Origin of the sequence: Marinobacter gudaonensis, from assembly GCF_900115175.1 — a bacterium.
GTDB classification, from domain to species: Bacteria; Pseudomonadota; Gammaproteobacteria; order Pseudomonadales; family Oleiphilaceae; genus Marinobacter; species Marinobacter gudaonensis.
This window is the reverse complement of sequence record NZ_FOYV01000003.1, coordinates 73,553-98,544: the sequence shown is the minus strand read 5'-3', so window position 1 is coordinate 98,544 and position 24,992 is coordinate 73,553. Positions and strand designations below refer to the sequence as shown.

Annotated in this window: 22 protein-coding genes; 9 read left to right on the top strand and 13 right to left on the bottom strand. The window is 60.3% G+C overall.

Going from position 1 to position 24,992, the window contains the following annotated elements; genetic code table 11:
* The first annotated feature begins 90 nt into the window (after positions 1 to 90).
* Entirely contained in the window at positions 91 to 966 is an 876-nt protein-coding gene (locus BM344_RS15270) for a MaoC family dehydratase (protein ID WP_091992059.1), read from the top strand.
* Here the strand turns inward: BM344_RS15270 and BM344_RS15265 are convergent.
* The 3 genes from BM344_RS15265 to BM344_RS15255 are packed head-to-tail and all read right to left on the bottom strand — an operon-like array spanning position 963 to position 5,661.
* Entirely contained in the window at positions 963 to 2,540 is a 1,578-nt protein-coding gene (locus BM344_RS15265; RefSeq protein ID WP_091992058.1) for an ATP-binding response regulator, read from the bottom strand. The two genes, BM344_RS15270 and BM344_RS15265, sit on opposite strands and share 4 nt — an antisense overlap.
* A 45-nt stretch (positions 2,541 to 2,585) precedes the next feature.
* Entirely contained in the window at positions 2,586 to 3,212 is a 627-nt protein-coding gene (fixJ, locus tag BM344_RS15260; RefSeq protein ID WP_091992057.1) for a response regulator FixJ, read from the bottom strand.
* Positions 3,213 to 3,252: 40 nt separating this feature from the next.
* Entirely contained in the window at positions 3,253 to 5,661 is a 2,409-nt protein-coding gene (locus BM344_RS15255; protein WP_091992056.1) for an ATP-binding protein, read from the bottom strand.
* Positions 5,662 to 5,880: 219 nt separating this feature from the next.
* Between BM344_RS15255 and BM344_RS15250 the strand changes: the two genes are divergently transcribed.
* Positions 5,881 to 6,258: a PilZ domain-containing protein gene (locus BM344_RS15250; protein ID WP_091992055.1), complete on the top strand. Its 378-nt coding sequence runs from the start codon at positions 5,881 to 5,883 to the stop codon at positions 6,256 to 6,258.
* 18 nt (positions 6,259 to 6,276) lie between these two features.
* On the opposite strand, the gene BM344_RS15245 is transcribed toward BM344_RS15250, so the two are convergent.
* The 3 genes from BM344_RS15245 to pncC all read right to left on the bottom strand — a co-directional run bounded on the left by BM344_RS15245 (position 6,277) and on the right by pncC (position 8,925).
* Positions 6,277 to 6,747: a flavodoxin family protein gene (locus tag BM344_RS15245; protein ID WP_091992054.1), complete on the bottom strand. Its 471-nt coding sequence runs from the start codon at positions 6,745 to 6,747 to the stop codon at positions 6,277 to 6,279.
* A 465-nt stretch (positions 6,748 to 7,212) separates the two neighbouring features.
* A complete protein-coding gene (gene recA / locus BM344_RS15235) occupies positions 7,213 to 8,259 on the bottom strand; it encodes a recombinase RecA (RefSeq protein WP_091992052.1) in 1,047 nt (348 codons plus the stop codon).
* Positions 8,260 to 8,424: 165 nt separating this feature from the next.
* Entirely contained in the window at positions 8,425 to 8,925 is a 501-nt protein-coding gene (gene pncC / locus BM344_RS15230) for a nicotinamide-nucleotide amidase (RefSeq protein ID WP_091992051.1), read from the bottom strand.
* Between the two features lie 82 nt (positions 8,926 to 9,007).
* Here pncC and mutS point away from each other — a divergent pair, with 82 nt between their 5' ends.
* Together mutS and fdxA are read left to right on the top strand one after the other, a co-directional pair.
* Positions 9,008 to 11,629: a DNA mismatch repair protein MutS gene (mutS, locus tag BM344_RS15225; protein ID WP_091992050.1), complete on the top strand. Its 2,622-nt coding sequence runs from the start codon at positions 9,008 to 9,010 to the stop codon at positions 11,627 to 11,629.
* A gap of 152 nt (positions 11,630 to 11,781) precedes the next feature.
* The gene (fdxA, locus tag BM344_RS15220; protein WP_008170541.1) at positions 11,782 to 12,105 is read left to right on the top strand and encodes a ferredoxin FdxA; all 324 of its coding nucleotides are present in this window, start codon (positions 11,782 to 11,784) and stop codon (positions 12,103 to 12,105) included.
* A gap of 89 nt (positions 12,106 to 12,194) precedes the next feature.
* On the opposite strand, the gene BM344_RS15215 is transcribed toward fdxA, so the two are convergent.
* From BM344_RS15215 to BM344_RS15195, 5 genes are all read right to left on the bottom strand, one after another.
* Positions 12,195 to 12,842, bottom strand: a complete 648-nt coding sequence (locus BM344_RS15215; RefSeq protein WP_091992049.1) for a LysE family translocator — start codon at positions 12,840 to 12,842, stop codon at positions 12,195 to 12,197.
* A gap of 41 nt (positions 12,843 to 12,883) precedes the next feature.
* The gene (locus BM344_RS15210) at positions 12,884 to 13,918 is read right to left on the bottom strand and encodes a hypothetical protein (RefSeq protein ID WP_091992048.1); all 1,035 of its coding nucleotides are present in this window, start codon (positions 13,916 to 13,918) and stop codon (positions 12,884 to 12,886) included.
* Between the two features lie 148 nt (positions 13,919 to 14,066).
* Positions 14,067 to 15,017, bottom strand: coding sequence for a DegV family protein (locus tag BM344_RS15205; protein ID WP_091992047.1), 951 nt, complete (start codon positions 15,015 to 15,017; stop codon positions 14,067 to 14,069).
* Positions 15,018 to 15,127: 110 nt separating this feature from the next.
* A complete protein-coding gene (locus tag BM344_RS15200; protein ID WP_091992046.1) occupies positions 15,128 to 15,961 on the bottom strand; it encodes a metal-dependent hydrolase in 834 nt (277 codons plus the stop codon).
* Positions 15,962 to 16,214: 253 nt separating this feature from the next.
* Positions 16,215 to 17,843 (bottom strand): acyl-CoA synthetase, encoded by a 1,629-nt coding sequence (locus tag BM344_RS15195; protein WP_091992045.1) that lies wholly within the window; start codon positions 17,841 to 17,843, stop codon positions 16,215 to 16,217.
* 152 nt (positions 17,844 to 17,995) lie between these two features.
* Here BM344_RS15195 and BM344_RS15190 point away from each other — a divergent pair, with 152 nt between their 5' ends.
* Both BM344_RS15190 and BM344_RS15185 read left to right on the top strand, forming a co-directional pair.
* Complete coding sequence (locus tag BM344_RS15190; protein ID WP_091992044.1) at positions 17,996 to 19,498, top strand: sensor histidine kinase; 1,503 nt, start codon at positions 17,996 to 17,998, stop codon at positions 19,496 to 19,498.
* A complete protein-coding gene (locus tag BM344_RS15185) occupies positions 19,491 to 20,174 on the top strand; it encodes a response regulator transcription factor (RefSeq protein WP_208603450.1) in 684 nt (227 codons plus the stop codon). Before BM344_RS15190 ends, BM344_RS15185 begins: the two co-directional genes overlap by 8 nt.
* Here BM344_RS15185 and BM344_RS15180 read toward each other — a convergent pair.
* Positions 20,171 to 21,586, bottom strand: a complete 1,416-nt coding sequence (locus BM344_RS15180) for an aminotransferase-like domain-containing protein (RefSeq protein WP_091992043.1) — start codon at positions 21,584 to 21,586, stop codon at positions 20,171 to 20,173. The two genes, BM344_RS15185 and BM344_RS15180, sit on opposite strands and share 4 nt — an antisense overlap.
* A gap of 245 nt (positions 21,587 to 21,831) precedes the next feature.
* On the opposite strand from BM344_RS15180, the gene BM344_RS15175 reads away from it, so the two are divergent.
* The 3 genes from BM344_RS15175 to BM344_RS15165 are packed head-to-tail and all read left to right on the top strand — an operon-like array spanning position 21,832 to position 24,156.
* The gene (locus BM344_RS15175; RefSeq protein WP_091992042.1) at positions 21,832 to 22,116 is read left to right on the top strand and encodes a hypothetical protein; all 285 of its coding nucleotides are present in this window, start codon (positions 21,832 to 21,834) and stop codon (positions 22,114 to 22,116) included.
* Positions 22,113 to 22,919, top strand: coding sequence for a PhzF family phenazine biosynthesis protein (locus tag BM344_RS15170; protein ID WP_091992041.1), 807 nt, complete (start codon positions 22,113 to 22,115; stop codon positions 22,917 to 22,919). The genes BM344_RS15175 and BM344_RS15170 overlap by 4 nt, the downstream gene beginning before the upstream one ends.
* Positions 22,920 to 22,962: 43 nt before the next feature.
* Positions 22,963 to 24,156 (top strand): BaiN/RdsA family NAD(P)/FAD-dependent oxidoreductase, encoded by a 1,194-nt coding sequence (locus BM344_RS15165; protein ID WP_091992040.1) that lies wholly within the window; start codon positions 22,963 to 22,965, stop codon positions 24,154 to 24,156.
* Positions 24,157 to 24,613: 457 nt separating this feature from the next.
* Here the strand turns inward: BM344_RS15165 and BM344_RS17580 are convergent.
* Positions 24,614 to 24,992, bottom strand: a 379-nt coding sequence (locus tag BM344_RS17580) for a hypothetical protein (protein WP_167363254.1), incomplete at its 5' end; no start/stop codon positions are given.

The following is a 24,992-nucleotide window of genomic DNA, read 5'->3' as shown; positions in this document are numbered from 1 at the left end:
ACCAAATTGTAAAAATAAGCGGTACCTGCGCGACAGAACCTCCCGTCCTGGTTCCGCCTGGCCCGCCAAAGGACGCACAAGGAGTCACCTATGCCCGAGCCTCTTGTCTACCACGGCACGCCGCCGGCTTTGCTGCCTCTCTACGGCAAGGCTCTGCTCCCCAAAAAGAAGCATTCGGGAGATTCCATCGTCATTCCTGAGCTCTCCGCCCGTTTGGTTGGCGTGGCTACCGCCACCGACAAACTCCGCAAGTACCAACAGGTCTGCGGCTTTGCCAGCCATCACCACGTGCCTGTGACCTGGCCCCATATTCTTGCCTTTCCCCTGCATCTGAAGCTGCTGACGGATGACCGATTCCCGCTGCCCCTGCTGGGGCTGGTGCACCTGCGCAACACCATCACCCAGCACCGGCCGATCGGACACGGGGAAACGCTCGACCTGAGCGTTGCGCTGGGGAACACCGCAAAGACTTCACGGGGAATTGAATTCGACCTGATCACGCAGGCTCACTCGGCCGGCCAGCTGATCTGGGAAGAAGCAAGCACCACCCTCTTCCGGCAGGCCAGTGGCAACGGCCAATCCGTTGGCAGCAAGCCGCCAAGAGAGCTGGAGCGCTTCCCGGATACCCTGAACCTGAAAGCGCCGGAGTCCATCGGACGCCAGTATGCGCGGGTTTCGGGCGACAGCAATCCTATCCACATGCACGCCGTGAGCGCACGGGCCTTCGGCTTTCCGCGGGCTATCGCGCACGGCATGTGGACCAAGGCCCACGCCCTGGCGCTACTGGAGCAGCAGTCCGGCTGGAAACCGGGGGCCCTGAGTGTGAGCTGTCAGTTCAAGAAGCCGCTGTTTTTGCCGGGCACGGCCCAGTTGAACTGGCGAAGCGGCAACAGCGGCTGGGACTATCAGGTGTTGAATGGCAAGGGCGATGCGCCGCATCTTACCGGGCGCATCGACTGGCTCTAGGAGGCCGAATCCTCCGGTGCGCAGGGCGAACCCTCCGCCCCGGCTACCGGCAGGGTGAAATAGAAGCAGGCGCCGCCGTCTTCGGGGCGCTCAAACCCGATATCACCACCCTGAGCCTGAATGAGGGAGCGACAGGTTGAAAGCCCGATGCCCATGCCCTCGTCCTTGGTGGTGAAAAACGGCAAAAACAGCTTTTCCTCAGCGTCGGGAGACAGTCCCATCCCGTGATCCCGAACCTGGATACGCACACAGGTACCCTCCTGAACCCGGGCACTGACCTCCACGGGCGCGTCTGAGTCAATACTGCTGGTCGCTTCCAGGGCGTTGCGGATCAGGTTGAGGGCCACCTGCTGAACCTGGATGGGATCCGCAAGCACCTCCGGCATATCTTCGGGCACCTCAAGAGAGATAGCGCCCTTGTTGTTGCGCATATCCACCTCGGCAAACTGGCGGGTATCCTCCAGCAATGCCGAAACCGACAGCACTTCCTTGCCGGTGGCCGGTTTCTTCATGAACCGGCGGATCCGGCGAATGATCTCGCTGGCCCGGTGGGACTGGGCCTCGATCTTGTCCAGGGTCTCCCGAAGCAGATCCATATCGGGGCTTTCCTTGGCCATCATCCGCTTCGCCACCCGGGCGTAGTTGGTTATGGCCGTGAGCGGCTGATTCACCTCGTGGGCGACGCCGGCGGCCATCTCTCCCATGGTGGTCAGGCGCGAGGTGTGGGCTAGCTGGTCCCGTTGCTCCTGCACCAGTTGCCTGGCCTCTTCTAGGGCCTGCTCGCTGTCCAGCTCCGCGGTAATGTCCCGGAAGACCACAACGGCGCCATGGAGTTCATCGGCATCCAGCTTTGGCGTGGAGCGATATTCGGCGGGAAACCCGGTGCCGTCGGCACGCAGCATCCGGATGTCCCTCTGGCTCTCCGCCACACCCTGCTGGCAGGTAGCCCGAACAGGCAGACTGTCCGGGCAGGCGGCAGAGGTGGCAAAGTGAGTTTCAAAAAAATTGCGGCCGATCAGCTCGTCAACCGGGCAACCAACAATGGCGGCCGCGGCCGGATTGGCGAACTCGATGATGCCATTCTCATCCAGGCCGTATATGCCTTCGCTGATGGAATTGAGAATGCGGGTCTGGTCGCTCTGCAGCTCACGATTGCGCGCCTGCAGTTGCCGCTCGAGACGAATGACGCTGGCGTGGGTTTTCACCCGGGCAATCACTTCCTGAGACTGGAACGGCTTTGAAATATAGTCGGCGCCGCCCAGGGAAAAACCCTTGACCTTCGCCTGCAGGTCGTCGAGGGCAGACAGGAAAACCACGGCGCAGTCAGCGGTCTGGGGATCGGTCTTGAGCCGCTGGCAGACTTCGTAACCGTCCATTTCCGGCATCATGATGTCGAGGAGAATCACCTCTGGCTGGTGACGGTGTGCAAGGTCGAGGGCTTTATCACCCTCGTTGGCAATGAGCAGTCGGTAGCCTTTGTCTTTCAGGGTCTCATAGAGGACTTTGAGGTTCTGCGGATTATCGTCCACGAGCAGAACCGTCACCTCCGAGTTCTCGCTGACAGCTTCAGTCATAGTTGTCGGACCGGTTAGAAAAGTAACCGTATGATGGCGCCGGGATCACCGTGCGTCGATAAGGTCCTTTACGGACAGGACCATACGGACGAGATGTGCGAGGGAATGGGTTCCCATTTTGTGCATGACGCGGGAGCGGTGAATTTCTACCGTCCGCTGACTGATCTCGAGCTCAATGGCAATCACCTTGTTGGCCTGGCCGGCAATCATCCGGTCCATAATCTCGTGTTCACGGGGGGTCAGGCTCTTGATGCGACGGATGATCTCCTGTTTCTCATCCAGCGACTTACGCTGGTCCAGGTCCTGTTTCAGGGCCGCCTCGATCTTCTCCAGCAGCGCCTCCTCGCGGTAGGGCTTCTGGATGAAGTCCACTGCGCCTTCCTTCATGGCATCAACCGCCATGGGCACATCGCCGTGCCCGGTCACAAAGATGATCGGCAGAATCGAGTGCTTTTCGTTGAGCTTTTTCTGCAGCTCCATGCCGTCCATACCCGGCATACGGATATCCAGCACAATGCAGCCGGCCATCTTGTCGGAATAGTCCTTCAGGAAAGCAGTGGCACTCTCATAGGTCTTGACCGGCTTGCCATCGGATTTCAGCAGCAGCTCCAGGGAATCGCGGACTGCTTCGTCGTCCTCTACCACGAATACGGTTTGCTGGATGTCAGTCATGGATGTGTTCTCTCCTGTCCGTTTTCTTGTTCGTCGCCGGTCAGTGAATTGACGGGTCTTTATGGTCATCACGGGCGTGTTCCTGACGCTCGTGTTCCCGCATTTTTTCAAGTCGTTGCTGGATAATGCCAAAAACGCTCTGCTTGGGGTACCTGCCTTTGTCATCGGCCTTGCCCGCAGGCTTGCCAAGCAACAGGGTGACAGCCTCTTCAACCCGGGACACTGCATAGACCGCAAAGCGACCCTCCCGTACCGCCTGAACAACCTCGCTGTCGAGCATCAGGTTCTGCACGTTGGTGGTCGGGACAATCACGCCCTGCGTGCCGGACAACCCACCCTTGAGCTGACAGGTGGTGAAAAAGCCCTCTACCTTCTCGTTCACGCCACCGATGGGCTGAACCTCACCAAACTGGTTCACCGAGCCGGTAATCGCCAGATCCTGTCGCACAGGCACGCCCGAGAGGGCGGAAATCAGCGCGCACAGCTCTGCCAGTGAGGCGCTGTCACCATCTACCTCGCCATAGTTCTGCTCGAAGGTCAGGCTGGCCGAGAGGTGCATGGGGTCGGTCACCGCAAAATGCGACGACAACCAGGAGCTGAGGATCATGATCCCCTTGGAATGCAGGTTGCCGCCCAGCTTCACATCCCGCTCGATATCCATCACCGCGCCATCTCCATAATAGCAGGTGGCCGTCACCCGGTTGGAAAGGCCGAATTCAAAGCCACCGGTGGACAATACGGAGAGCGCGTTGACCTGCCCGATGCACTTGCCAGTGGTAGATACGAGCGTCGAGCCGTCACGGATGGAGTTATAGAACTGGTCGCGAATTCGGCTGCTACGGTACCGGGCACTCTCCAGAGCCCGCTCAACGTGGGTGTCCTGGATCAACTTGGCGCCGGCCTGTCTCGCCCAGAAATCCGATTCCCGAAGCAGATTGGCGATGTCTGCCGCATGCAACGAGAGCCTGTCCTGATGCTCAGCCATACGGGCACTGTGCTCGATGACACGAGCCACTGCCTTGTTGGAGCAGTGCAGCAGTTTTTTCTCACTCACCAGGCTGGCAATAAACTTCGCGTACAGCAGCTGGCTGTCGTCGGACCGGTACATTTCATTTTCAAAATCGGCCGTTACCCGAAACAGCTCGGCGAACTCGGAATCGTATTCCTGCAGCAGCATCCAGGTTTCGCGATCGCCAAAAAGAACAATCTTGACATCCAGCGGCACCGATTCCGGTTCAATGGAAATGGTTCCGGACAGGGTCATTTCCCGCTCCAGGGAGTTGATCTGTATGGATCGGGAGCGCAGCGCCCGCTTCAGACCGTCCCAGACAAAGGGTTGCTCCAGCACCTTGATCGCATCCATCAGCAGATAACCGCCATTGGCCCTATGCAGGCTGCCGGGTCGAATCAGGGAGAAATCAGTGAACACCGTGCCCTTGTAGGTCACGTTTTCCACATAGCCAAACAGGTTGTGGTAGGTGGGGTTGTCTTCCACCACCACCGGCACCTCGTTGGTTTTCTGGTGCACCAGCACGTTAACCAGATAGCGCCTTGGCATCTTCTTGTCGAGGGAGGCGTAGGCAATCGCCGCCTGCTCCTCGTTGTCATCCAGGAAGATATCCAGGTTCTCTACCATATCCGCCCGGACTGCCTCGAAGTAAGCCACCACGTCCGGCAGATCCCGGTACTTCTCGATCAACTCGTCAATCTGGTGGCCCGAGATGCTCTCCAGGGTTTCCTGGTTCAATGCCTGCTGCTTCTCCGCGTACTCCTGCTCCCAGTCCGCCAGTTTCCGGAGGGCCTGCCGGAGCTTTTTCTCGAGCTTGTTGATAGAGTCCTCGAACTTGTCCCGTTGCTCCTCGGACAGCGCCTGGAAGGACTCGGCGGTATGCGGTTCATCACCGTTCATGGCCACCAGTCGGTAACCGCCGGGTGTGGTCACGGTCAGGCTCACTTTCTTGCGCCTGGCCTGCGCCGCCACTTTCTCCAGCTCATCTTCCTGCTTCTTGCCGTACTCGTTCTTGAGCTGCTCCGAGCGCTCGAGGAAGCTGTCGCTATCGAAAGTCTGGGGAACCACCTTCACCAGGCGACTCATCAGCTTTTCCATGTCCTGTTTGAGCTCGGTCCCCTTGCCCGCGGGCAACTGCAGAAGCCTGGGAATGCGCGGCTCCTCAAAATTGGCCACGTAGCACCAGTCATGGCTTTGCTGATCAGTATCCACGTGATGCTCCAGGTACCGGAGCATCATGGTGCGCTTGCCAAGGCCGTTCCGGCCCACTGCATACACGTTATATCCACCATGGGGCATCGCCAGGGCAAAACGCACCGCTTCCTGGGCGCGATTCTGGCCAACGATTTCGGCCAAGGGTTCCAGTTGTCGGGTGGTTTTGAACGGCAGGTCCTTGAGGACACAGGCTTTGTAGAGCTGATGCAGAGGCAGTGACTTCAAGATTGGTTCCTGTAGCGGTTAACACATTGGCCGGTCATTGTAGTTTCTGGAGCCGGCCCTGTCGCGTTCGCCGAAAAGATTTCGCGGAGTCTTGGCTGTCACAGGAAATATGTTAGGTGGTTCACACTTCTGCGGCCGTTCATTTTTCAACCAGGAGTGCCTTGACTACACTTCGTCTCCCGACAACAAAAATACGATGCACGCAACGGATGCCCGCGTATGACCAGTGATTCCGCCGACCGCAGAATCAAGGACCGCTACCCCGCCGCCTGCCTGAAGGTTCGCCTTCGTGAACGTGGTTTTTTCGGCCGGGGCAAGCACGCCACACCGGTAACCTGCCTGGATCTGAATCGTTATGGAATGGCCGTCCTCTGCCCCCGCCCGGTGGAGCGGGGCGCCAGGTTGTTCCTGGACTTCGACGGCAAATACATCAGCGAGTCGCGGGTCGGTGCCCGGGTCGTGGACTGCCAGCCCTACCAGACCGGCTACCGGGTCAGCGTCCAGTTCAGCTATTGCCAGGATCCGAAAGGGTATTCCCGTACCGTCGACAACGCCCTGTCACGGATTGAAGGATTCTATAACCGCTTCGCGAGCTGAGGCGCACTAAACAGCGACTCAGATCAGCCCGGCGTCCAGGCTGGCCGCCACGTACAATCCCAACTCCCGGCACTGCTCTTCAAATTCATCACGGTAGTCACCGCGACAGATCAGTGGCTCCTGAATTCGCTTCCAGCGCAGCCCGGTGGTGATGCTCTCGATGGCCCTGCGGGTACCGGTGCCGTCATGACCAGCGCGTATGTAACAGGCAAACGGCAAGCCCTCGGTCTTTTCCAGGCAGGGATAATAGCTCCGATCGAAAAAGTCCTTGAGCGCTCCGCTCATGTAGCCAAGGTTCTCGGTGGTACCCAGAATAATGGCATCGCACGCCATCACATCCTCCGGCCCAGCCTCCAGTGGTGCCAGAACCCGCACCTCAACGTTTTCAATGTCTTCGTGGCGAGCGCCGTCCACCACCGCCTGCCTGAGTTTCAGGGTGTTCGGGGAAGGTACATGGGCAACCACCAGCAGCTTTTTTTGCGCTTCCATAACAAGTCTCCGGTTTCGGAATTGCCGTTAACCGGCCACCACCGGGCCAAAGAGCACAGATGATCAAATTTCGAGCAGTACAGACCTGCAATCCTGGCTATCTGTACCGGAATGAAACCAAGGATCTGACTCGATACCCGGGCAAGCCATGAGCCTAGTATGGACAAACAGCAACAGGGAGGACGAACTCATGCGCCAAATCCACTTCAGATCATTCCGGAAATTTGTCCGTCGACTGCAACATCGACACTGGATCAGGAATCAGCTTGCACAAGCCGGAGGTGCAGACTATCTCAGGCGATTGGAAGAAGACATCGGCGCCGAGCCAGGGCATTTCCGAAAGGCGCTTGAAGCGCCTCTGTTCTCGGTGAACAGAGGCAACAGCGACAGCCGACGCGGGGCCAGCGATGGGCAGTCTGGGTGGAATCTCACCCTGCCAGCGCACCGCCTGCCCACCGGGAGATGTTAGAGCAGCTCGCCGTTGGCTTCCGCCGGCGCCTCTTCCGCCTCTTTTTTGGCGGTCGGCTTGGGCATCAGCTTGTCACGAACCTTGGCTTCGATCTCGTTGGCGATGTCGAGGTTCTCTTCAAGGAACTTGCAGGCGTTTGCCTTGCCCTGGCCGATCTTGTCACCGTTGTAGGCGTACCAGGCGCCGGACTTGTCCACAAAACCTTCCTTGACGCCCATATCGAGCACCTCGGCCATGTGGTAGATGCCCTTGCCGTACATGATCTGGAATTCCGCCTGCTTGAACGGCGGTGATACCTTGTTCTTGACCACCTTGACCCGGGTCTCGTTGCCGACCACTTCGTCGCCTTCCTTCACCGAGCCAATGCGGCGGATATCGAGGCGCACGGAGGAATAGAACTTCAGGGCGTTACCGCCGGTGGTGGTTTCCGGGCTGCCGAACATCACGCCGATCTTCATCCGGATCTGGTTGATGAAGATCATCAGGCAGTTGGCGTGCTTGACGTTACCAGTCAGTTTCCGCAGGGCCTGGGACATCAGCCGCGCCTGCAGGCCTACGTGGCTGTCGCCCATTTCGCCCTCGATTTCCGCTTTCGGGGTCAGGGCCGCCACCGAGTCCACGATGATGACATCGACGGCGTTTGAGCGTACCAGCATGTCGGCAATTTCCAGTGCCTGCTCACCGGTATCCGGCTGGGACACCAGCAGCTCATCCACGTTCACGCCCAGTTTCTCGGCGTAGACCGGGTCAAGCGCGTGCTCGGCATCCACGAAGGCACAGGTTTTGCCCGCCTTCTGGGCCTCGGCGATGACCTGCAGGGTCAATGTGGTTTTACCGGAGCTTTCCGGGCCGTAGATCTCACAGATCCGGCCGTAGGGAAGCCCGCCAATACCCAGGGCCACATCCAGGCCAAGAGAACCGGTGGACACCGCAGGAATGGCTTCACGGGGCTGATCGCCCATTTTCATGACCGCGCCCTTGCCAAACTGGCGCTCGATCTGCCCAAGTGCTGCGCTCAATGCTTTCTTGCGGTTGTCTTCCATCAGTGCAAACCCTCTTTCGCCTGGGCTGTCAGCTCACTTCAGAGCCTGACAGCGGAATCGTGAACCGGGACGCCGTACAGCAAAAACCTGGGCAATCCCTGTATATTTGAACAGTATTAAAACATAACCGGAAAAGGAGACCAACCCCTGCAACGGTGAAAACGCTCAGACTTCATCCAGAAAGCCAGTAACCCCCTGAAGCGCAAAGAGAACCGCCTGTCGGCGCACCTGATCCCGGTCGCCCTCGAAATGCCTGACCACCGCCACCGTGCTGGCGGGACTGCTGCCCCAGGCAAACCAGACCGTGCCCACCGGCTTTTCCGCACTGCCGCCGCCCGGGCCAGCCACACCACTGATGGCCACCGCCACGCTGGCGCCGGTGGCGGCCAGGGCGCCGGCCACCATCTCGCGCACCACGGGCTCGCTGACCGCGCCGTGCTCATCCAGGGATTTGCCGGTGACGCCCAGCAGTGCCTGCTTGGCGTCATTGCTGTAAGTCACCAGACCACCGAGCACGTAGGCCGAGGACCCGGCCCGATCGGTCAGCACCTTGGCCACCCAGCCACCGGTGCAGCTCTCGGCGGTGGCCACCGTGCGGCCGGTCTCAAGCAGCCGGTCGCCCAGGCGGTTGCCCGCGCCTTCCAATTCCTGATCGCTGGCCCGCATAATGACCTCCTTCGTTTCATCGCGGCGGTTATTTTCTTACAATTCACGGCTTCATCCAAAGCCAGGCGAACCGGACCCGTTCATGTCAGCAGCTCAGACCGATCTTTCCAAGCACACGCCAATGATGCAGCAGTACCTGAAGATCAAGGGTCAGCACCCCAACGAACTGGTGTTCTACCGCATGGGCGACTTCTATGAGCTGTTCTACGAAGACGCCAAGAAAGCGGCCGAACTCATGGACATAACGCTCACCGCCCGGGGGCAGTCCGGCGGCAACCCCATTCCCATGGCAGGCATCCCCTACCATTCGTCTGAGGGTTACATTGCCCGGCTGGTTCGGGCAGGTCAATCCATCGCCATCTGCGAGCAGATCGGCGACCCGGCCACCAGCAAGGGGCCGGTCGAGCGCCAGGTGGTGCGTATCGTCACCCCCGGTACCCTGAGCGACGACGCTTACCTGGAAGACCGCCGCGACAACCTGCTGGTGGCCATCTTCAACAACCGGGAACAGTTCGGTTTTGCCTCCCTGGACATCTCCAGCGGCCGTTTTGCGGTATCTGAACTGGAAAACCTGGAGGCCCTGCAGGGTGAGCTTCAGCGGCTGCGGCCGGCGGAAATCCTGATCAGCGAGGATTTCCCCTTCGAGGAGATCCTGGAGGGCTTCACCGGCATCCGGCGCCAGGGCCCCTGGCTGTTCGAATCCGACACCGCGCGACGGGTGATTACCCAGCAGCTCCAGGTGCGCGACCTCACCGGTTTCGGCTGTGAAGACCTGCATCTGGCCGTCTGTGCCGCCGGCTGCCTGCTGCAATACGCCCGGGAAACCCAGCGCACCGCCCTGCCCCACATTCGCAAGCTGACCCGCGAGCGCCGCGACGAGGCCGTAATTCTTGACGCCGCCAGCCGCCGCAACCTCGAGATCGACACCAATCTGATGGGCGGCCACCAGTACACCCTGGCCTGGGTGATGGACCGAACCGCCACCGCCATGGGTGGCCGGGAACTGAGGCGCTGGCTGAACCGGCCGTTACGGGATGTGGAGATTGTGCGCCAGCGCCAGCAGGCGGTTTCCGCCCTGCTGGACGGGTTCCACTACGAGCCGGTGCACGATTTGCTGAAAGCCGTGGGCGACATTGAACGGGTATTGGCGCGGGTGGCACTGCGCTCTGCCCGGCCGCGCGACCTGGCCCGCCTGCGCGACGCCTTCCAGACCCTGCCCGAGCTGCAGGAAGCCTTGAAGCCGGTCAACTCCCACCACGTGGTCAAACTGGCCACCACCATCGGAGAATACCCGGAACTGGCCGACCTGCTGGAACGGGCGATCATCGATAATCCGCCGGTGGTGATTCGCGAGGGTGGCGTGATCCGCGAGGGCTTCGATGAGGAGCTGGACGAGCTGCGCAACATCAGTGAGAACGCCGGCCAGTATTTGCTGGATGTGGAGACCCGTGAGCGCGAGCGCACCGGCATCAGCACCCTGAAAGTGGGCTATAACCGGGTGCACGGCTACTACATTGAAATTACCCGGGCCCAGTCGGCCCAGGCGCCGGCCGACTACATCCGCCGCCAGACCCTGAAAAACGCCGAGCGCTTTATCACCCCGGAGCTGAAGGAGTTCGAGGACAAGGCCCTGAGCGCCAAAAGCCGGGCCCTGGCCCGGGAAAAGGGTCTGTACGACGAGGTACTGGAAACCGTGGCCGAACAGCTGGCGCCGCTGCAGGACGCCGCCCAAGCGCTGGCCGAGCTCGATGTGCTCAGCAACTTTGCCGAGCGGGCCACCTCACTGAGGTTCTCCGCGCCGGAGTTCAGTGACTCGCCCGGGTTTGATATCGAAGAAGGCCGCCATCCGGTGGTGGAACAGCTGCTGGACGAACCCTTCGTGCCCAACGACCTGCTGATGGACACCCAGCGGCGCATGCTGGTGATCACCGGCCCCAACATGGGCGGTAAGTCCACCTACATGCGACAGGCGGCGCTGATTGCCCTGCTCGCCTACACCGGCAGCTTCGTGCCCGCCAACCGGGCGGTGATCGGACCGGTGGACCGTATCTTCACCCGCATGGGGTCCTCCGACGACATCGCCGGCGGTCGCTCGACCTTCATGGTGGAAATGACCGAAACCGCCAACATCCTGCACAACGCCACCGAGCACAGCCTGGTGTTGATGGACGAGGTGGGCCGGGGAACCAGCACCTTTGACGGCCTGTCACTGGCCTGGGCCACCGCCGAACATCTGGCACGGGAAATCCGCTGTTACACCCTGTTTGCCACCCACTATTTCGAGCTGACCCAGCTGGCCGAGGAGCTTCAGCACGCGGTGAACGTGCATCTGACGGCCACCGAGCACGACGACAGCATCGTGTTCCTGCACAATGTGCACGATGGCCCCGCCAGCCAGAGCTACGGCCTGCAGGTGGCGAAACTGGCCGGGGTGCCCCAGGACGTCATCCGCAATGCCAAGGCCCAGCTGTCTCATCTCGAAGGCAGCGCCAGCCCGGCAACGCCGGCCAGTCAGGATAAAGCCCGGTCTGCGCCAGCCCCTGCTGCTCCGAAAGCCAGCGATCCCGTCTACCAGGGGGATATGTTCGCGAGTCTCGAACCGAGCGCGGTGGAAGAGGCCCTGAAAGCGCTGGATGTGGATGATCTCACGCCCCGGGAAGCCATGAACCGGCTGTACGAATTGAAAGAGTTACTGGGAAAATAGCAGCGAGTTGATCTGGGTAATAAGGTTATAGCAGGGCAACGCTTGCGGCTGTGAGGGTCCCTCCCTACAATATCGCGCACTAAAATATAACGGTGGGGCTCCGAACGGCGCTCCTGATGAGATTGACCGACCACTGGACCAGGGATCTGACTATGGCGTTTATCGTTACTGATAACTGCATCAAGTGCAAATACACAGACTGCGTGGAAGTCTGCCCGGTAGACTGTTTCTACGAAGGACCGAACTTTCTGGTGATTGATCCGGACGAGTGTATCGACTGCGCCCTGTGCGAGCCCGAGTGCCCGGCCGAAGCCATTTTCTCCGAAGACGAGCTGCCCGCCGATCAGGTCCAGTTTGTGGAGCTCAATGCCGATCTGGCCGCCAAGTGGCCGAACATCACCGAGAAGAAAGACCCGCTGCCGGATGCCGAGGAGTGGGACGGCAAGCCGAACAAGCTCCAGTACCTGGAGAAATAATCTCCGGCTCCGGAACTGAAAAAAGGGAAGCTTCGGCTTCCCTTTTTCTTTGCGCGTGGGCAACGCGAGGCGCCACGCGAAGACTCTGCTCAGGTACTGGCCAGTTTGGCGCCCATGGCAACGAAGAATCCACCGGTCAGGCCGTTAAGCAGCTTTTTCAGTCGGGCGTTAACGCCCAGGCTCCGGAAGGTGACCACCACCCACGCCAGGCCACACTGCCACACCATCGCCAACAGGAAGTGCACCCCGGCCAGCAGCAGCGATTGCAGGAAGGCATTGCCGGCAGGATCAATAAACTGCGGCAGCAGTGCCATATAGAATAATGCGGTTTTGGGATTCAGAACGTTGGAGAGCACGCCCTCCCGAAACGAAACCGCCAGGCCCACGTGCCTTCGAGCGACCGATGCAGGTACTTCAGCGGTCGCACTGTCAGGAGCCGCCCGGCTCCGGCGAAACGCCTGGCGCAGGGAACCAATACCCAGCCAGATCAGATAGAGCGCACCGGCCCACTTCAGGGCGGTAAAGGCCCAGGCCGTTTCAACCAGCAACAGCGAGATGCCGAGGGCAGAGAGCGTGGCGTGAATGAACAGGCCGCTGCAGATGCCAGCACTGGTGGCGCAGCCATCCCGCAAACCACCCCGACCGGTATTGCGCATCACCAGGAGCGTATCCACCCCCGGCGTAATGGTAAGCAGGGTAATGGCGACCAGATAGGCCCAGAACAGATCGGAGATCATGGCACTGCCTCATCAACGCAGGTCAGGAGGCCGCCACGTGATCAGGCCTCCTGCTGGAGAATCTTCTTTGCCGCAGCGGACTTGTAGAACGGGGCCAGCCGTCGGCGGATCAGGGCCTCAACATAGCCCTCTTCCCGCAACACGTCTATAACCGGAATTGCGTAGGCGTCGATTTCCGCCATGATCACCTCCTGGCTCACACCAACGTCGCCCAGCAGGTCAACCACGGGCCGGTCACCGTACTTCTCGAACAGATGCGCGACCACCGCCCGGGCACAGCCCTCGAAGTAAGGGGTTTTGCGGAACTGCAGCCAGAACTCGTAGCCCAGCACCACAAACTCCTGCAGCTCCACATCGCCCAGCCCCTCCTGAAGCTCGGCAATGGTGCGATCCTCCACGGACACCCAGGCTGCCATCACAGTGTCCCGAAGCTCGTCATCCGACAACGCCTTGTGCAGGAATTGCTCACTCCGGCTGATCAGGCCCGGCAGGCTGTCAGACAGCCAGGCCTTGAGGCGACGCTCGAAGGTTTCGTCCAGCCCCGGCACGGCCCTGTTGGCCATGCGTTTGCCGAATTTCATCATCGAGCCCACGCCCGGCACCGATTTGGTGATCAGGTTGTCCTCATACAGGTAATTCACCAGCCCGTGATACACCACATTGGCGACCAGTTCCTGATACACGGGATGAGACATGATCTCGCTGATCACCCGCTCCCGCTGCTGGCGCAACTCCAGAGCCTCTTCCAGGAAGCCGGTGGCCTGCTCGCGGGAAATGATTTCGCCAAGGGTGGTCTGGGACTGCACATCCGCATTGAGCACTTCTGTCGCCATTTCCGCAGCCAGCTCGGGAATACCGGCGTCCAGTTCCATGTTCATCACGATCCGGTGAATCACACCCATCACCTGATCTCCGGACGTGACGCGGTTCAGGGTCAGTGTGCCGGCCTGTTGCCAGAGTTCATCCAGCTCCTGCTTGAGGAACTTGCGTAATTTGGCACCCTTGAGCGAGGCAAGCTCGTGCTTAACGTGCTGCTCCAGCAACTGGTCGGCGAGATCCATTGTGCCTTTAGTCATGGTGTCTGGTGTCCTGTGGTTAAAGTGAAAACCGATGGCCGGAGGCTAACACGAACAATGGCCCGGCGGGTTTGCCAAAACTACAGGCGCAGGGATGCACGGGGGCCAGTCAGCCCCCGATCCGGCCAGAGAGCATGTTTTGAAGAGGCTACTGGAAATCGCTGAAGCTGTGGGGCTCGGCGGCCAGGGCCAGGCACAGGCTGCCGGGGCCCACATAGATGCTGCTGGTAATGCCCATCTGGGAAAGCAGCAGCTCAACACCGTTGCGCTCACAGGCATCGCGCAGGCGGTTCAGGCCCGGAAGATCTTCAATCTCGGTCCAGGTCAGCCCGCAGGAAAGACTCACGTAGGGTGTCAGCAGACCAGCTTCCACCCGGGCGGCCGCGTAGTTCATCACCTTCTCCACCGCCACATCGAAACTCCGGGTCTTGGCAACCGGCTGGCCCTCTGCGCCCTGGCCGAAGATGACCGGGGTAATATTCAGGGCCTTGCCAAGAAACGCGACCAGCGCCGACACACTCTTGTCGCCGCGGCGGCGGGCCCGCTCCCGGATGTAGTGCAGATCCCGTGGAATCACACAGGTGTAGATCTTGTCGGTGAAGGTTTCCACCTCATGCCGCAAGGCGTTCTTGGCCAGTTTCTGGTCAATCAGGCGTAGGGTATGTGCCGCCAGAAGCCCCTGACCGGCAAAAATCTGTTTGCTGTCGATAACCCGCATGAAAAACCGGCCATCCCGACCGGCCGCGGCCCGGGCCCGTTCATAGTTCGACAGAACGCTGTTCATGGCCTCGGTGGCGTTCTGGAAAATCAGGCTGCGAGTCTTGGTAACCGTTTCGCAGATGGCAAGATCGAACTGGGTCACGATCTTCTCCATGAACAGGTCATGGATCTGCTCTGCGCTGAACGCGCGGGTTTCCGCCTCGTGGCCTTTCTGTAACAGGCCACTCTGATAGAACTCCTGGGTACGGACCGGGTCGTGCTCGTCAATGTAGGTCTGGCCGTCTATAACGGCGGTAACGGGAAGGATGAACAGGTCGTGTTTTCTGCTGAATTCATACGGTAAATCACACGCGGAATCGACGATCAAACCAACTCGCATGGCGGGCCTCCAGCTCCGGACCGCTTCCTGGCCGGAAGCGCCCTTTTTTGTCATTATTTTTGGTGTCGACCAGTCTTACACAACCTGACCAGAATTTCAGCAACGAGACGCTAACGTGCCGGAGGCGCCAGTTCAAGCTCCTTGAGCGTACGCTCAAGCAAGTCCCGGTTGTCCTGCTGCCAGGGGTGAAATCCCTTGCGGAAGTACGCCAGGAACTCGGGCAGGCAAGTACGTAACACGCCCGGCTTTCCCCACAGAAAGTTGATGCCGCCCAGCCAGGTGCGCAGGCTCCAGAGCTTGCCATCGGTCTTCAGCAGGCTGCAGGTATTCAGAAAGGTGTACTTGAAGAAATTCCAGGTGACAAACAGGAACACGATCCGGCGCAGCCGCTCGTTGCCCACACATTCCCGGTAGACATCGAACGCCACCGATTTATGCTCGGTTTCCTCAATGGCGTGCCAGCGCCAGAGCCTGGCCATCGTCGGCGATGCCCCTTCCATCCATTCCGGGTGGCGCAGAATGGCGTTGGCCAGAACCGCCGTGTAGTGTTCCGCACCGCAGGTGCCCGCCAGTTGCCTGCTCGGCGGCAGCTTGCCCACCCACTCCATGTGCTTGCGAAAACGCCGGTCGAGGGCGTCGATGTCATAACCACGGGCTTTCAGGGCGTCGTTGTATTCCCTGTGCTCACGGCTGTGCAGGGCTTCCTGTCCGATAAAGCCCCGGATTTCCGCTTTCAGCTTGGGGTCTTCAATCCGGTCACGGTACAGCCTCACGGCATTGATGAACTGCTGTTCGCCGTCGGGAAACTGCAGCGACAGCGCGTTGAAAAAAGCGGTACGGAATGCGTCGTTGCCGTGCCAGAGCGTTTTCAGATCTTCGCTGACATCGAACCGCAGATGCCTGGGCTCAACGGAGACGCCCTCGGGCGTGGAGCTGATGGTCATAACTGCCTCCCGTTTTTCTTGTGTTGTTATCCTGAACGAAGAGCGGGCAAAAATTCACCAGAGAGGTCAGTGTAAACCCGGCGAGCAGCGCGAAGGAAGGCGTAACGGGCAAATATCAGACAAATTGTCACGAAATGACATTTTGTCAAAATGAAACAGCCAGGCGCCGAACAGCAAAACCCGACCTGCAAAAAAAGGGAGGCTCAAGGCCTCCCAAGGACACACAGAGGTTGGCGTCGCCGAAGCGGAGGGCTCAGTCCAGCTCTTTGGCCTGGTCCCGCAGAACAAACTTCTGGATTTTGCCTGTAGAGGTCTTGGGCAGCTCCGAGAACACCACGGTCTTGGGCACTTTAAAGCGCGCCAGATGCTCCCGGCAGAAGGTGATGATGTCTTCCTCGGTCACCTGGCCGGCTTCCGGCTTGAGGGTGACAAAGGCGCAGGGTGTCTCACCCCACTTTTCGTCGGGCCGGGCAACCACCGCCGCCTCAAGGACGGCCGGGTGACGGTACAGGGTATCTTCCACCTCGATGGTGGAGATGTTTTCGCCACCGGAAATGATGATGTCCTTCAACCGGTCCTTGATTTCCATGTAGCCGTCTTCGTGCCATACCGCCAGGTCGCCGGTATGGAACCAGCCACCCCGGAAGGCTTCCTCGGTGGCCTTGGGGTTCTTCAGATACCCCTTCATCACGGTATTGCCGCGCAGGAAGATTTCCCCGATGGTCTTGCCGTCCTTCGGTACCGGTTCCATGGTGTTCGGATCACCCACCATGGTGCCGCCCAGGGTGTGGTAACGAACGCCCTGGCGGGCCTTTTTGCGGGCCCGGTCGTGCAGGGGCAGTGCATCCCATTCCGACTTCCAGGCACACACGGTTACCGGGCCGTAAACTTCGGTCAGGCCATAAACGTGCGTCACCTGAATGCCCATTTCCTCGATGGCACCGATCACCTGAGCGGGCGGCGCCGCACCGGCGGTCATGGATTTGACCTCGTGATCGATCCCCGCCTTGGCGGATTCCGGCACGTTCAGCAGCGCATTCAGGACAATCGGTGCGCCGCACATGTGGGTCACCTGGTGATCGCGGATCAACTGGAGAATCTTCTCCGGGTCCACCCGGCGCAGGCACACGTGGGTTCCCGCCATGGCGGTGATGGTCCAGGGGAAACACCAGCCATTGCAGTGGAACATCGGCAGGGTCCACAGGTACACCGGATGCATGTCCATGGACCACACCGCCTGGTTCCCCAAGGCGTTCAGATAGGCGCCCCGGTGGTGGTACACCACGCCTTTGGGATTACCGGTGGTGCCCGAGGTGTAGTTCAGGGAAATGGCATCCCATTCGTTCTCCGGGAACTGCCACTGGAAGGCAGGATCCCCTTCCCGCAGGAAAGCCTCGTAATCCAGATCGCTCACCTGAACACCTTCGCCGTATTCAGGATCGTCCACGTCGATCACCAGGGGTTTGGTGTCGAGACGACTGACCGCATCGCGGATCACCTCGCCGAATTCCCGATCGGCGATCACAACTTTCGCTTCGCCATGTTCCAGCATGAAGGCAATGGCCTCGGCATCCAGGCGGACGTTCAGAGTGTTGAGCACGGCGCCGATCATGGGCACGCCAAAGTGGGACTCCACCATGGCCGGAATGTTGGGCAGCATGACTGCCACCGTGTCACCGCGACCAATACCACGCCCCTGCAGGGCGGACGCCAGACGACGACAGCGCTCGTAGGTCTGGGCCCAGGTATACCGGATAGCGCCGTGAATCACCGCCGGGTACTCGGGGTAGACAGTGGCGGTACGTTCAATGAAATCAATAGGGGACTGAACGGCGTAGTTGGCATCAACGGGCGCGAGGCCCTGATCAAAAATCGAGGTCATGGTGTGGTCCTCTCGGCGGCTGTTGTTCTTATGGCGTATTCAGGAATATCACAGAACTGGCTATACTTTCAGCTGGCCAAAATAGTATTTGATAGAATAAATACTAGAAATTACACCAACGTATTATAGTGCACATACCACATGTCGCAGCCATGAACGATGCTTCCTCTTCCAGTGTATTTAGTTTGCACGAGGCCGACCCGCAACCCGCGCTGCTCCTTGATGCCAGCGGCGCCGTACTGGAAGGAAATCGAGCCAGCAACGCTCTTTGCCAGGAGAAGGCGCTGGCGTCACCATCCCGGCTTCTGCCAGTCAATGTCCGGGCACTGGCCGCTGCATCGCTGGGGCAGCGACGGGCCATTGAGCATGTGGAAGCCCGGATCGGTTCCACCATTCTGGTGTGGACGTTCATCCCGGATACCGGCTCGGATCGTGTACTTGCTCGGGCCCGGGACGCCACCGATGACGTACTCACCCGGGAAGACGCCACCCGCGCCAGCCGCCTGTATCGGCTGATTACCGAGAACACCACCGATCTCATTTCCCGCCACGCCCCGGACGGGCGCTTTATTGATGCCACACCGGCGTCCTGGCGGCTTCTGGGCTTCTGGCCGGAAGAGCTGCGCGGCAAGGCGCTGGAAGAGGTGTTCCAGGGAAGCAACGTGGCCCAGCAACTGGCAGAGACCCGCAACCGCTTGCGGGATGACGGCTACGCCACCATGACTCTGGAGATCACCCATCGGGACGGCTCCCGCCGCTGGTTCGAGATTGCCAGCCGGGCCATCCGGGAAACCTACACCGGCGCCGTGGTCGAGGTTGTCAGCGTGTCCCGGGACATCACGGCCCGGGTGGAATCCGAGGAAAACAACCGCCGGCTGGCAGACGAACTGGCCCACACAGCCCGCCTCGCGACCCTGGGGGAACTCGCCTCAAGCATCGCCCATGAAATGAACCAGCCGCTGGCCACGATCGTGAACTTCGCCAGCGCCAGCCAGCGCTACCTGAAAAGCGCGCAGACCAATGCGCAATGCCTCGAGCGAGTCGACGACGGTCTTCAGAAAATTGTTCACCACGCCAATCGCGCGTCGGAAGTGATCAAGCGCCTGCGAGCGTTTCTGCGCAAGGGCCAGAAGCGCACGGCGCCCGTTTCCCTGAACGACGTGGTCAGTAACGTTGCCCGGCTGTGCCAGTGGGAAGCGGAGAAGAGCCATGTGAAAATCCGGGAAAAGCTGGCACGGTGCGCCCCGGTGATCACCGCCGATCCGGTGCTGCTGGAGCAAGTACTGATCAACCTGATCCGCAACGGGATTGAGGCGAACGCCGAGCGCCTGGGTCCGGCCTCACCAGAGACCCCGTCGCAGATAGTGATAAGTACCTGTGTTAACGAGCAGAACGAAACCCTGATTGAAGTCACCGACGAGGGGCCAGGCCTGGCGGAGGCGGAGATCCGGCAGATGTTCCAGCCGTTTTTTACCAGCAAACCTCAGGGGCTCGGTCTCGGGCTGTCCATGAGCCGGTCGATTATCGAAGGCTTTGGCGGCTTTCTGGACGCACGCCCGGCGGCCACCGGAGGCCTCTCCCTGATCTGCCGCTTCCCGGCCGGCGCCCCGCAAAACTCCAGAACAAGAACCGAGGAGATCGAACCTGATGAGTAAACACGTCGCACCGGCAGCTACGGCTATCCCGGACGCCTCCACGGTCTTCGTAGTGGACGACGACGCCGGCATGCTGGAATCCACCCAGTGGCTTCTGGAATCGGTGGGCCTGAACGTGAAAGCCTACAGCGACGGCCGGCAGTTCCTCGACGCCCTGGGCGACTCCCAGGCCGGGTGCCTGGTGCTCGATATCCGGATGCCCGGGCTAGGCGGGCTGAACGTGCAGGAAGAGCTCCAGAAACGGGGGGTGACGCTGCCGATCATTTTTGTCTCGGGCCACGCAGACGTTCCCATTGTGGTCCGGGCCTTCAAATCCGGCGCCTTTGACTTCATTGAGAAGCCTTTCAACGAGCAACTTCTGCTCGATAGCGTGCAGCAGGCCCTGCAGGACCATCGCCAGAGCAGCGACCGTCTTGAGGGTGATGAGGCAACCGAAGCCCTGCTGGCCACACTTACCCGGCGGGAACGGGATGTGTTCCTGCCCATGGCCCAGGGTTACACCAGCCGGGAGATTGCCGAGCAGCTGGATGTCAGCGTGAAGACCATCGATCTCTACCGGGCGCGGGTCATGAAACGCCTGGGCGTCGACCGCCTGCCGGATGTGACCGGCCTGGCCATTGCCGCCGGACTGCTGGCGCCACTGAACCTTCGTGGCGAGCAGCCAGACCACCACTAATCCCGGGCAGCCTGGTCTTCGTGAGCCATGGCTCCCAGCCGAGCCACGGCCTGCTCGATGCGTTCGCTCCAGGGGTTGGCGCTGTTCAGTCTCAGGCAGTTTTCGTATTTGTTGGCGGTGGAGAACATCAGGCCGGGCGCCACATTGATGCTCTCCGCCCTCGCCTTCTGGTAAACCCGGGTTCCCGACACGCCATCCGGCAGTTGCACCCAGAGCACAAACCCACCCTGGGGCCGGCTGACTGCCGTCCCCTCCGGAAACGATCTGGCGACCGCGGTGCGTAACCGCTCGGTGCTCTCCCGGTAGTGCTGCCGGGCCGAACGCAGGTAACGATCGTAACCGCCCTGCTCCAGGAAATGCGCCACCGCCATCTGCGGAATCGACGAGGTGGCCAGGTTAACGAAATACTTGTGCTGCCGCGCGCTGGCCATGAACCGCCCGGGCACCATCCAGCCCAGGCGCAGGCCCGGTGAAATGGTTTTCGAGAAGGAGCTGCAGTAAATCACGCTGTCGGTACGGTCAAACGCCTTGGCCGGTCGGGGCCGGTCACCGGAATGGTAAAGGTCGCCGTAGATGTCATCCTCGATCAGCGGCACGTTGGCCGCCGCCAGCATGGACACCAGCTGCTTCTTGCGCTCGTCGGACATGCGCGCGCCCATGGGATTGCTGTGGTTGGTCACCACCACGCAGGCTTTGAGCGGCCACTGCTCCAACGCAAGTTGCAGGCCTTCAAGGCTCAGCCCCTCTGAGGGATGCGTGGGAATCTCGATCACTTTCAGGCCCACCACTTCCAGTGCCTGCAGGATACCGGGAAACGACGGCGACTCCACCGCCACAATATCACCAGGCTGTGTCACCGCCCGCAGCGCCAGAATAATGGCCTCCTGGGCACCGTTGGTGGCCAGCACATCATCCGGCGTTATCGGTACACCCAGCGTTGCCATGCGCTGGGCAATCTGTCGACGGAACGATTCCTTGCCCGGAAAGGCGTAATCCAGGGTTTCCAGCCCCCGTCGCGCGGCCCAGAGTGTGCTTTGCTGGATTTGTCGCAGCGGCAGGTAATCCGGGTGAGGAATGGCCGTGGCCAGGGGCACCATGCGCTTCTGCTCGTCGGCACAGAGATCCAGCGTCATTTCCCGCGCGCTGACCGGGACCGGCCGGCTGCGGTGTCGACGCATCACCGGCTCGGGGGCATCCACCGCCGGCAACCGCACGAAATAGCCACTGCGTTCCCGCGCCTGCAGAAAGCCCCGGGCTTCAAGCGTCTGGTGTGCCTGGAGGATGGTCGAGATGCTCACCCCGAACTGCCGGCTGAGCATTCGCACGCCCGGCAGTCGATCACCATCGCGGTAGACACCGTCGCGGATCAGTTCCTGAAGCTGATCCGCCACCTGGTTATAGAGAATGCCCATGTTACGTCCCTCGTCTGCCTGACCTTCGTTTCCTTCACCCGTAGAGCATTACACCCGTTGAGCGTTACACCCTATTGCACCAGACCTGGCACGGGTCCGTGCAGTACAGATGCCTCCGAAAATCACCGTAACAGACACCACTGACACCTCTCTGTACCGGTTCAATTCCAGAATATCTGAATCTGTTATGGCTGTCAGCGAGAGCGGACAATAGCAACATCGAGAACCGAAGAAGGAGTTTCACCATGGGTATCGCCAACACACACCTCGCACCACCGCCGGCAACGCGCAAGGATCTCCTGGGCCTTGAGGCCTGTGCCGCGCCCCTGCTGAAAGGCATGGATGTCACTCGTCAATGGCTGGCTGATCTCGGCTTTTCCATGAGTGAACCGGCCCCGGATCACTGGGTACTGACCCATTCAGCCCCCCTGCCGGAGCTGCATTTCTACAACGCCACAGAGCTGGAGATGTTTGCCCGGCACCGGGCCCACCACTACGCTAGACGATCATTCAGGGAGAACAGAGTATGAAACACCCGATCTACCAGGTTGATGCTTTCACAAACACCATTTTCGGGGGCAACCCGGCTGCCGTTATGCCGCTGGAGCAGTGGCTGCCCGACAACGTGATGCAGTCGCTGGCGCTTGAGAACAACCTGTCGGAAACCGCGTACTTCGTTCGCCTCGACAACAACGAAGACGCCGACTTCCACATTCGCTGGTTCACGCCGGGCACGGAAGTACCGCTGTGCGGCCACGCCACCCTGGCGAGCGCGTGGGTGATCTTCAACAAGCTTGGCTGGAAAGGAGAACAGATTCGATTCCGCTCCAAAAGCGGCCCGCTGGCCGTGAGGCAAACCGACGATGGCTGGCTGGTGCTGGATTTCCCGAACCTGGCCTTTGAACCACAGCCAACGCCGGCGCTGATTCGTGACGCGCTCGAGGGAGCGCCGGATACCGCCTTCTTCGTGCCCAACGACACCAATTACATGGTGGTTCTGGAGAACGAAGCCGCGGTTCGGGCGGCACAACCGGACTTGCTCAAACTGAAACAGCTGGGCAACCAGGGACTGATCGTGACAGCGCCGGGCCAGGACTGCGACTTCGTCAGCCGCTATTTCGCCCCCGGCGCCGGCATTGAGGAAGACCCGGTCACCGGATCCATTCACAGCGTGCTGGTGCCCTACTGGGCCGAACAGCTCGGCAAGACCCGCCTGGATGCCCGGCAGGTGTCCGCCCGGGGCGGCTTGCTTCGCTGCGAACTGAAAGGCGACCGGGTCGACATCGCCGGCCAGGCCGCTTTCTACATGGAAGGCTCCGTCCACCTGCCCTGAGGCTGGTATACTGCCCGCCGTTTTCTTCGGATTGGCGGGCATTATGGCGGCAGGTTCAGCATCCCACTTCAACGTAATCATCATCGGTGCTGGCGCCGCCGGTCTGATGTGCGCAGCCACCGCCGGCTATCGTGGCCGGAGCGTGCTGGTACTGGACCACGCCAACAAACCCGGCAAGAAAATCCTCATGTCCGGTGGCGGTCGCTGCAACTTCACCAACCTGAACAGCACGCCCGCCAACTTCCTGTCGGACAACCCCCATTACTGCATTTCCGCGCTCAAGCGCTACACGCCCCAGGACTTCCTGGAACTGGTGGACCGCCACGGCATCGAGCATGAGGAAAAAGCCCCGGGACAGCTTTTCTGCAAGGACAGCGCGAAGGACATCCTCAACATGCTGCTGACCGAGTGCGAATGGGCGGGTGCGGAGGTGCGCCTGAAGACCGCCGTTGAGAGAGTCACCGAAACCGACGGCGGCTACCGCCTGCGCACCGGCTCCGGGGATCTGACCTGCGATTCACTGGTGATTGCTACCGGCGGCCTGTCAATTCCCACCATGGGGGCTACCGGCTTCGGCTATCGCATCGCCGAGCAGTTCGGCCTGAAAGTGCTGCCCACCCGCGCGGGTCTGGTGCCGTTCACCCTGCATCCGGAGCTCAAGGAGCAGCTGGCTCCGCTTTCCGGCGTCAGTTGTCCTGTCGACGTGCACTGCCACGGCCAGCATTTCCGCGAACCCATGCTGGTAACCCATCGCGGGCTCAGCGGCCCGGCCATGCTGCAGATTTCCAGCTTCTGGCAGCCGGGCGACAGCCTGGCCATCAACCTGCTGCCCGCCTGCCAGATCCGGAACGATCTGCTCGAACTTCGCAAACAGCGCCCCCAGTCCACCATCGGCCAGTACCTGGGGCAGCATCTGCCAAAACGCTTCGCCCAGGCCTTCAACGAATTGCAGGGCTGGAGCGGCCCACTACAGGCGTACAAGAACAGTGATATTGACCAGGTGGCAGAGGTTCTGGGCCAGTGGTCCATCAAACCGGCCGGCACCGAAGGCTACCGAACGGCGGAAGTGACCCTTGGGGGCGTGGACACCCGCCAGCTCTCTTCGAAAACCATGGCGGTGCTGGAGCGGCCTAACCTGTATTTCATTGGTGAGGTGGTTGATGTCACCGGGCACCTCGGTGGGCACAACTTTCAGTGGGCCTGGGCGTCCGGCGTGGCAGCGGGAAACAGTGCCTGACCATTGGCCTCGAACAATTCAGATTGGAACAATAGCAATTATCGTTAGACCAACAACTTCAGTGCATTGTGGGTTCAGGACATTGTCGAGTATCGAGAGCCTGAAAGGCGCCAGTGCGCTCGAGACGGGGGTTATCCAAGCGGGCTTTTAAACAAAAGCGAACAGTGAGATAAGAGGGTCTTCAATGACTTTTGGGAAGCTGGCGTGCACAAGTCCTGTGAAGGGAGGTTCTGAAGGAGGAAGAGTCAATGTAGGGTTAGAAAAACCCGGTACCGTGCGAAATGTTTAGAGGCAAGAGCAAATTGTGTGTCTTGAGAAAAACGATTGATAATCCGATTTGATCCTGCCAGCACCGAAACCGTCTTATATTGGTGAGCGAGAACAGTGACTATAATTTCGGGTCGCACTCAAGGTCATTGTTCAGCGACGGTTTCGGCCATTTTAGCGGCGCCCGGCGCTAGAGCTCCGGGCGCGGTTTATTCGAAGCGGTTCGACACGATGTTATCGCGTGTGCCATCACTTTGCTGCCACACCGCAAACGCTGTTCCGGTGCCATCGACCGCAATTTGCGGGAAAAAGCGGCTCCGGCGTTGTCACTTTCGATCAACTCGGCGGTGCCCCAGGTACTACCATCGAATCGGTTCGACACGATGTTAAACCTTGTGCCATCACTTTGCTGCCACACCGCAAACGCTTTTCCGGTGCCATCGACCGCAATTTGTGGGAAAGCAATAATTCCGCCGTTGTCACTCTCGATCAACTCGGCGGTGCCCCAGGCGCTACCATCGAATCGGTTCGACACGGCGTTTTGGGTTGTGCCATCACTTTGCTGCCAA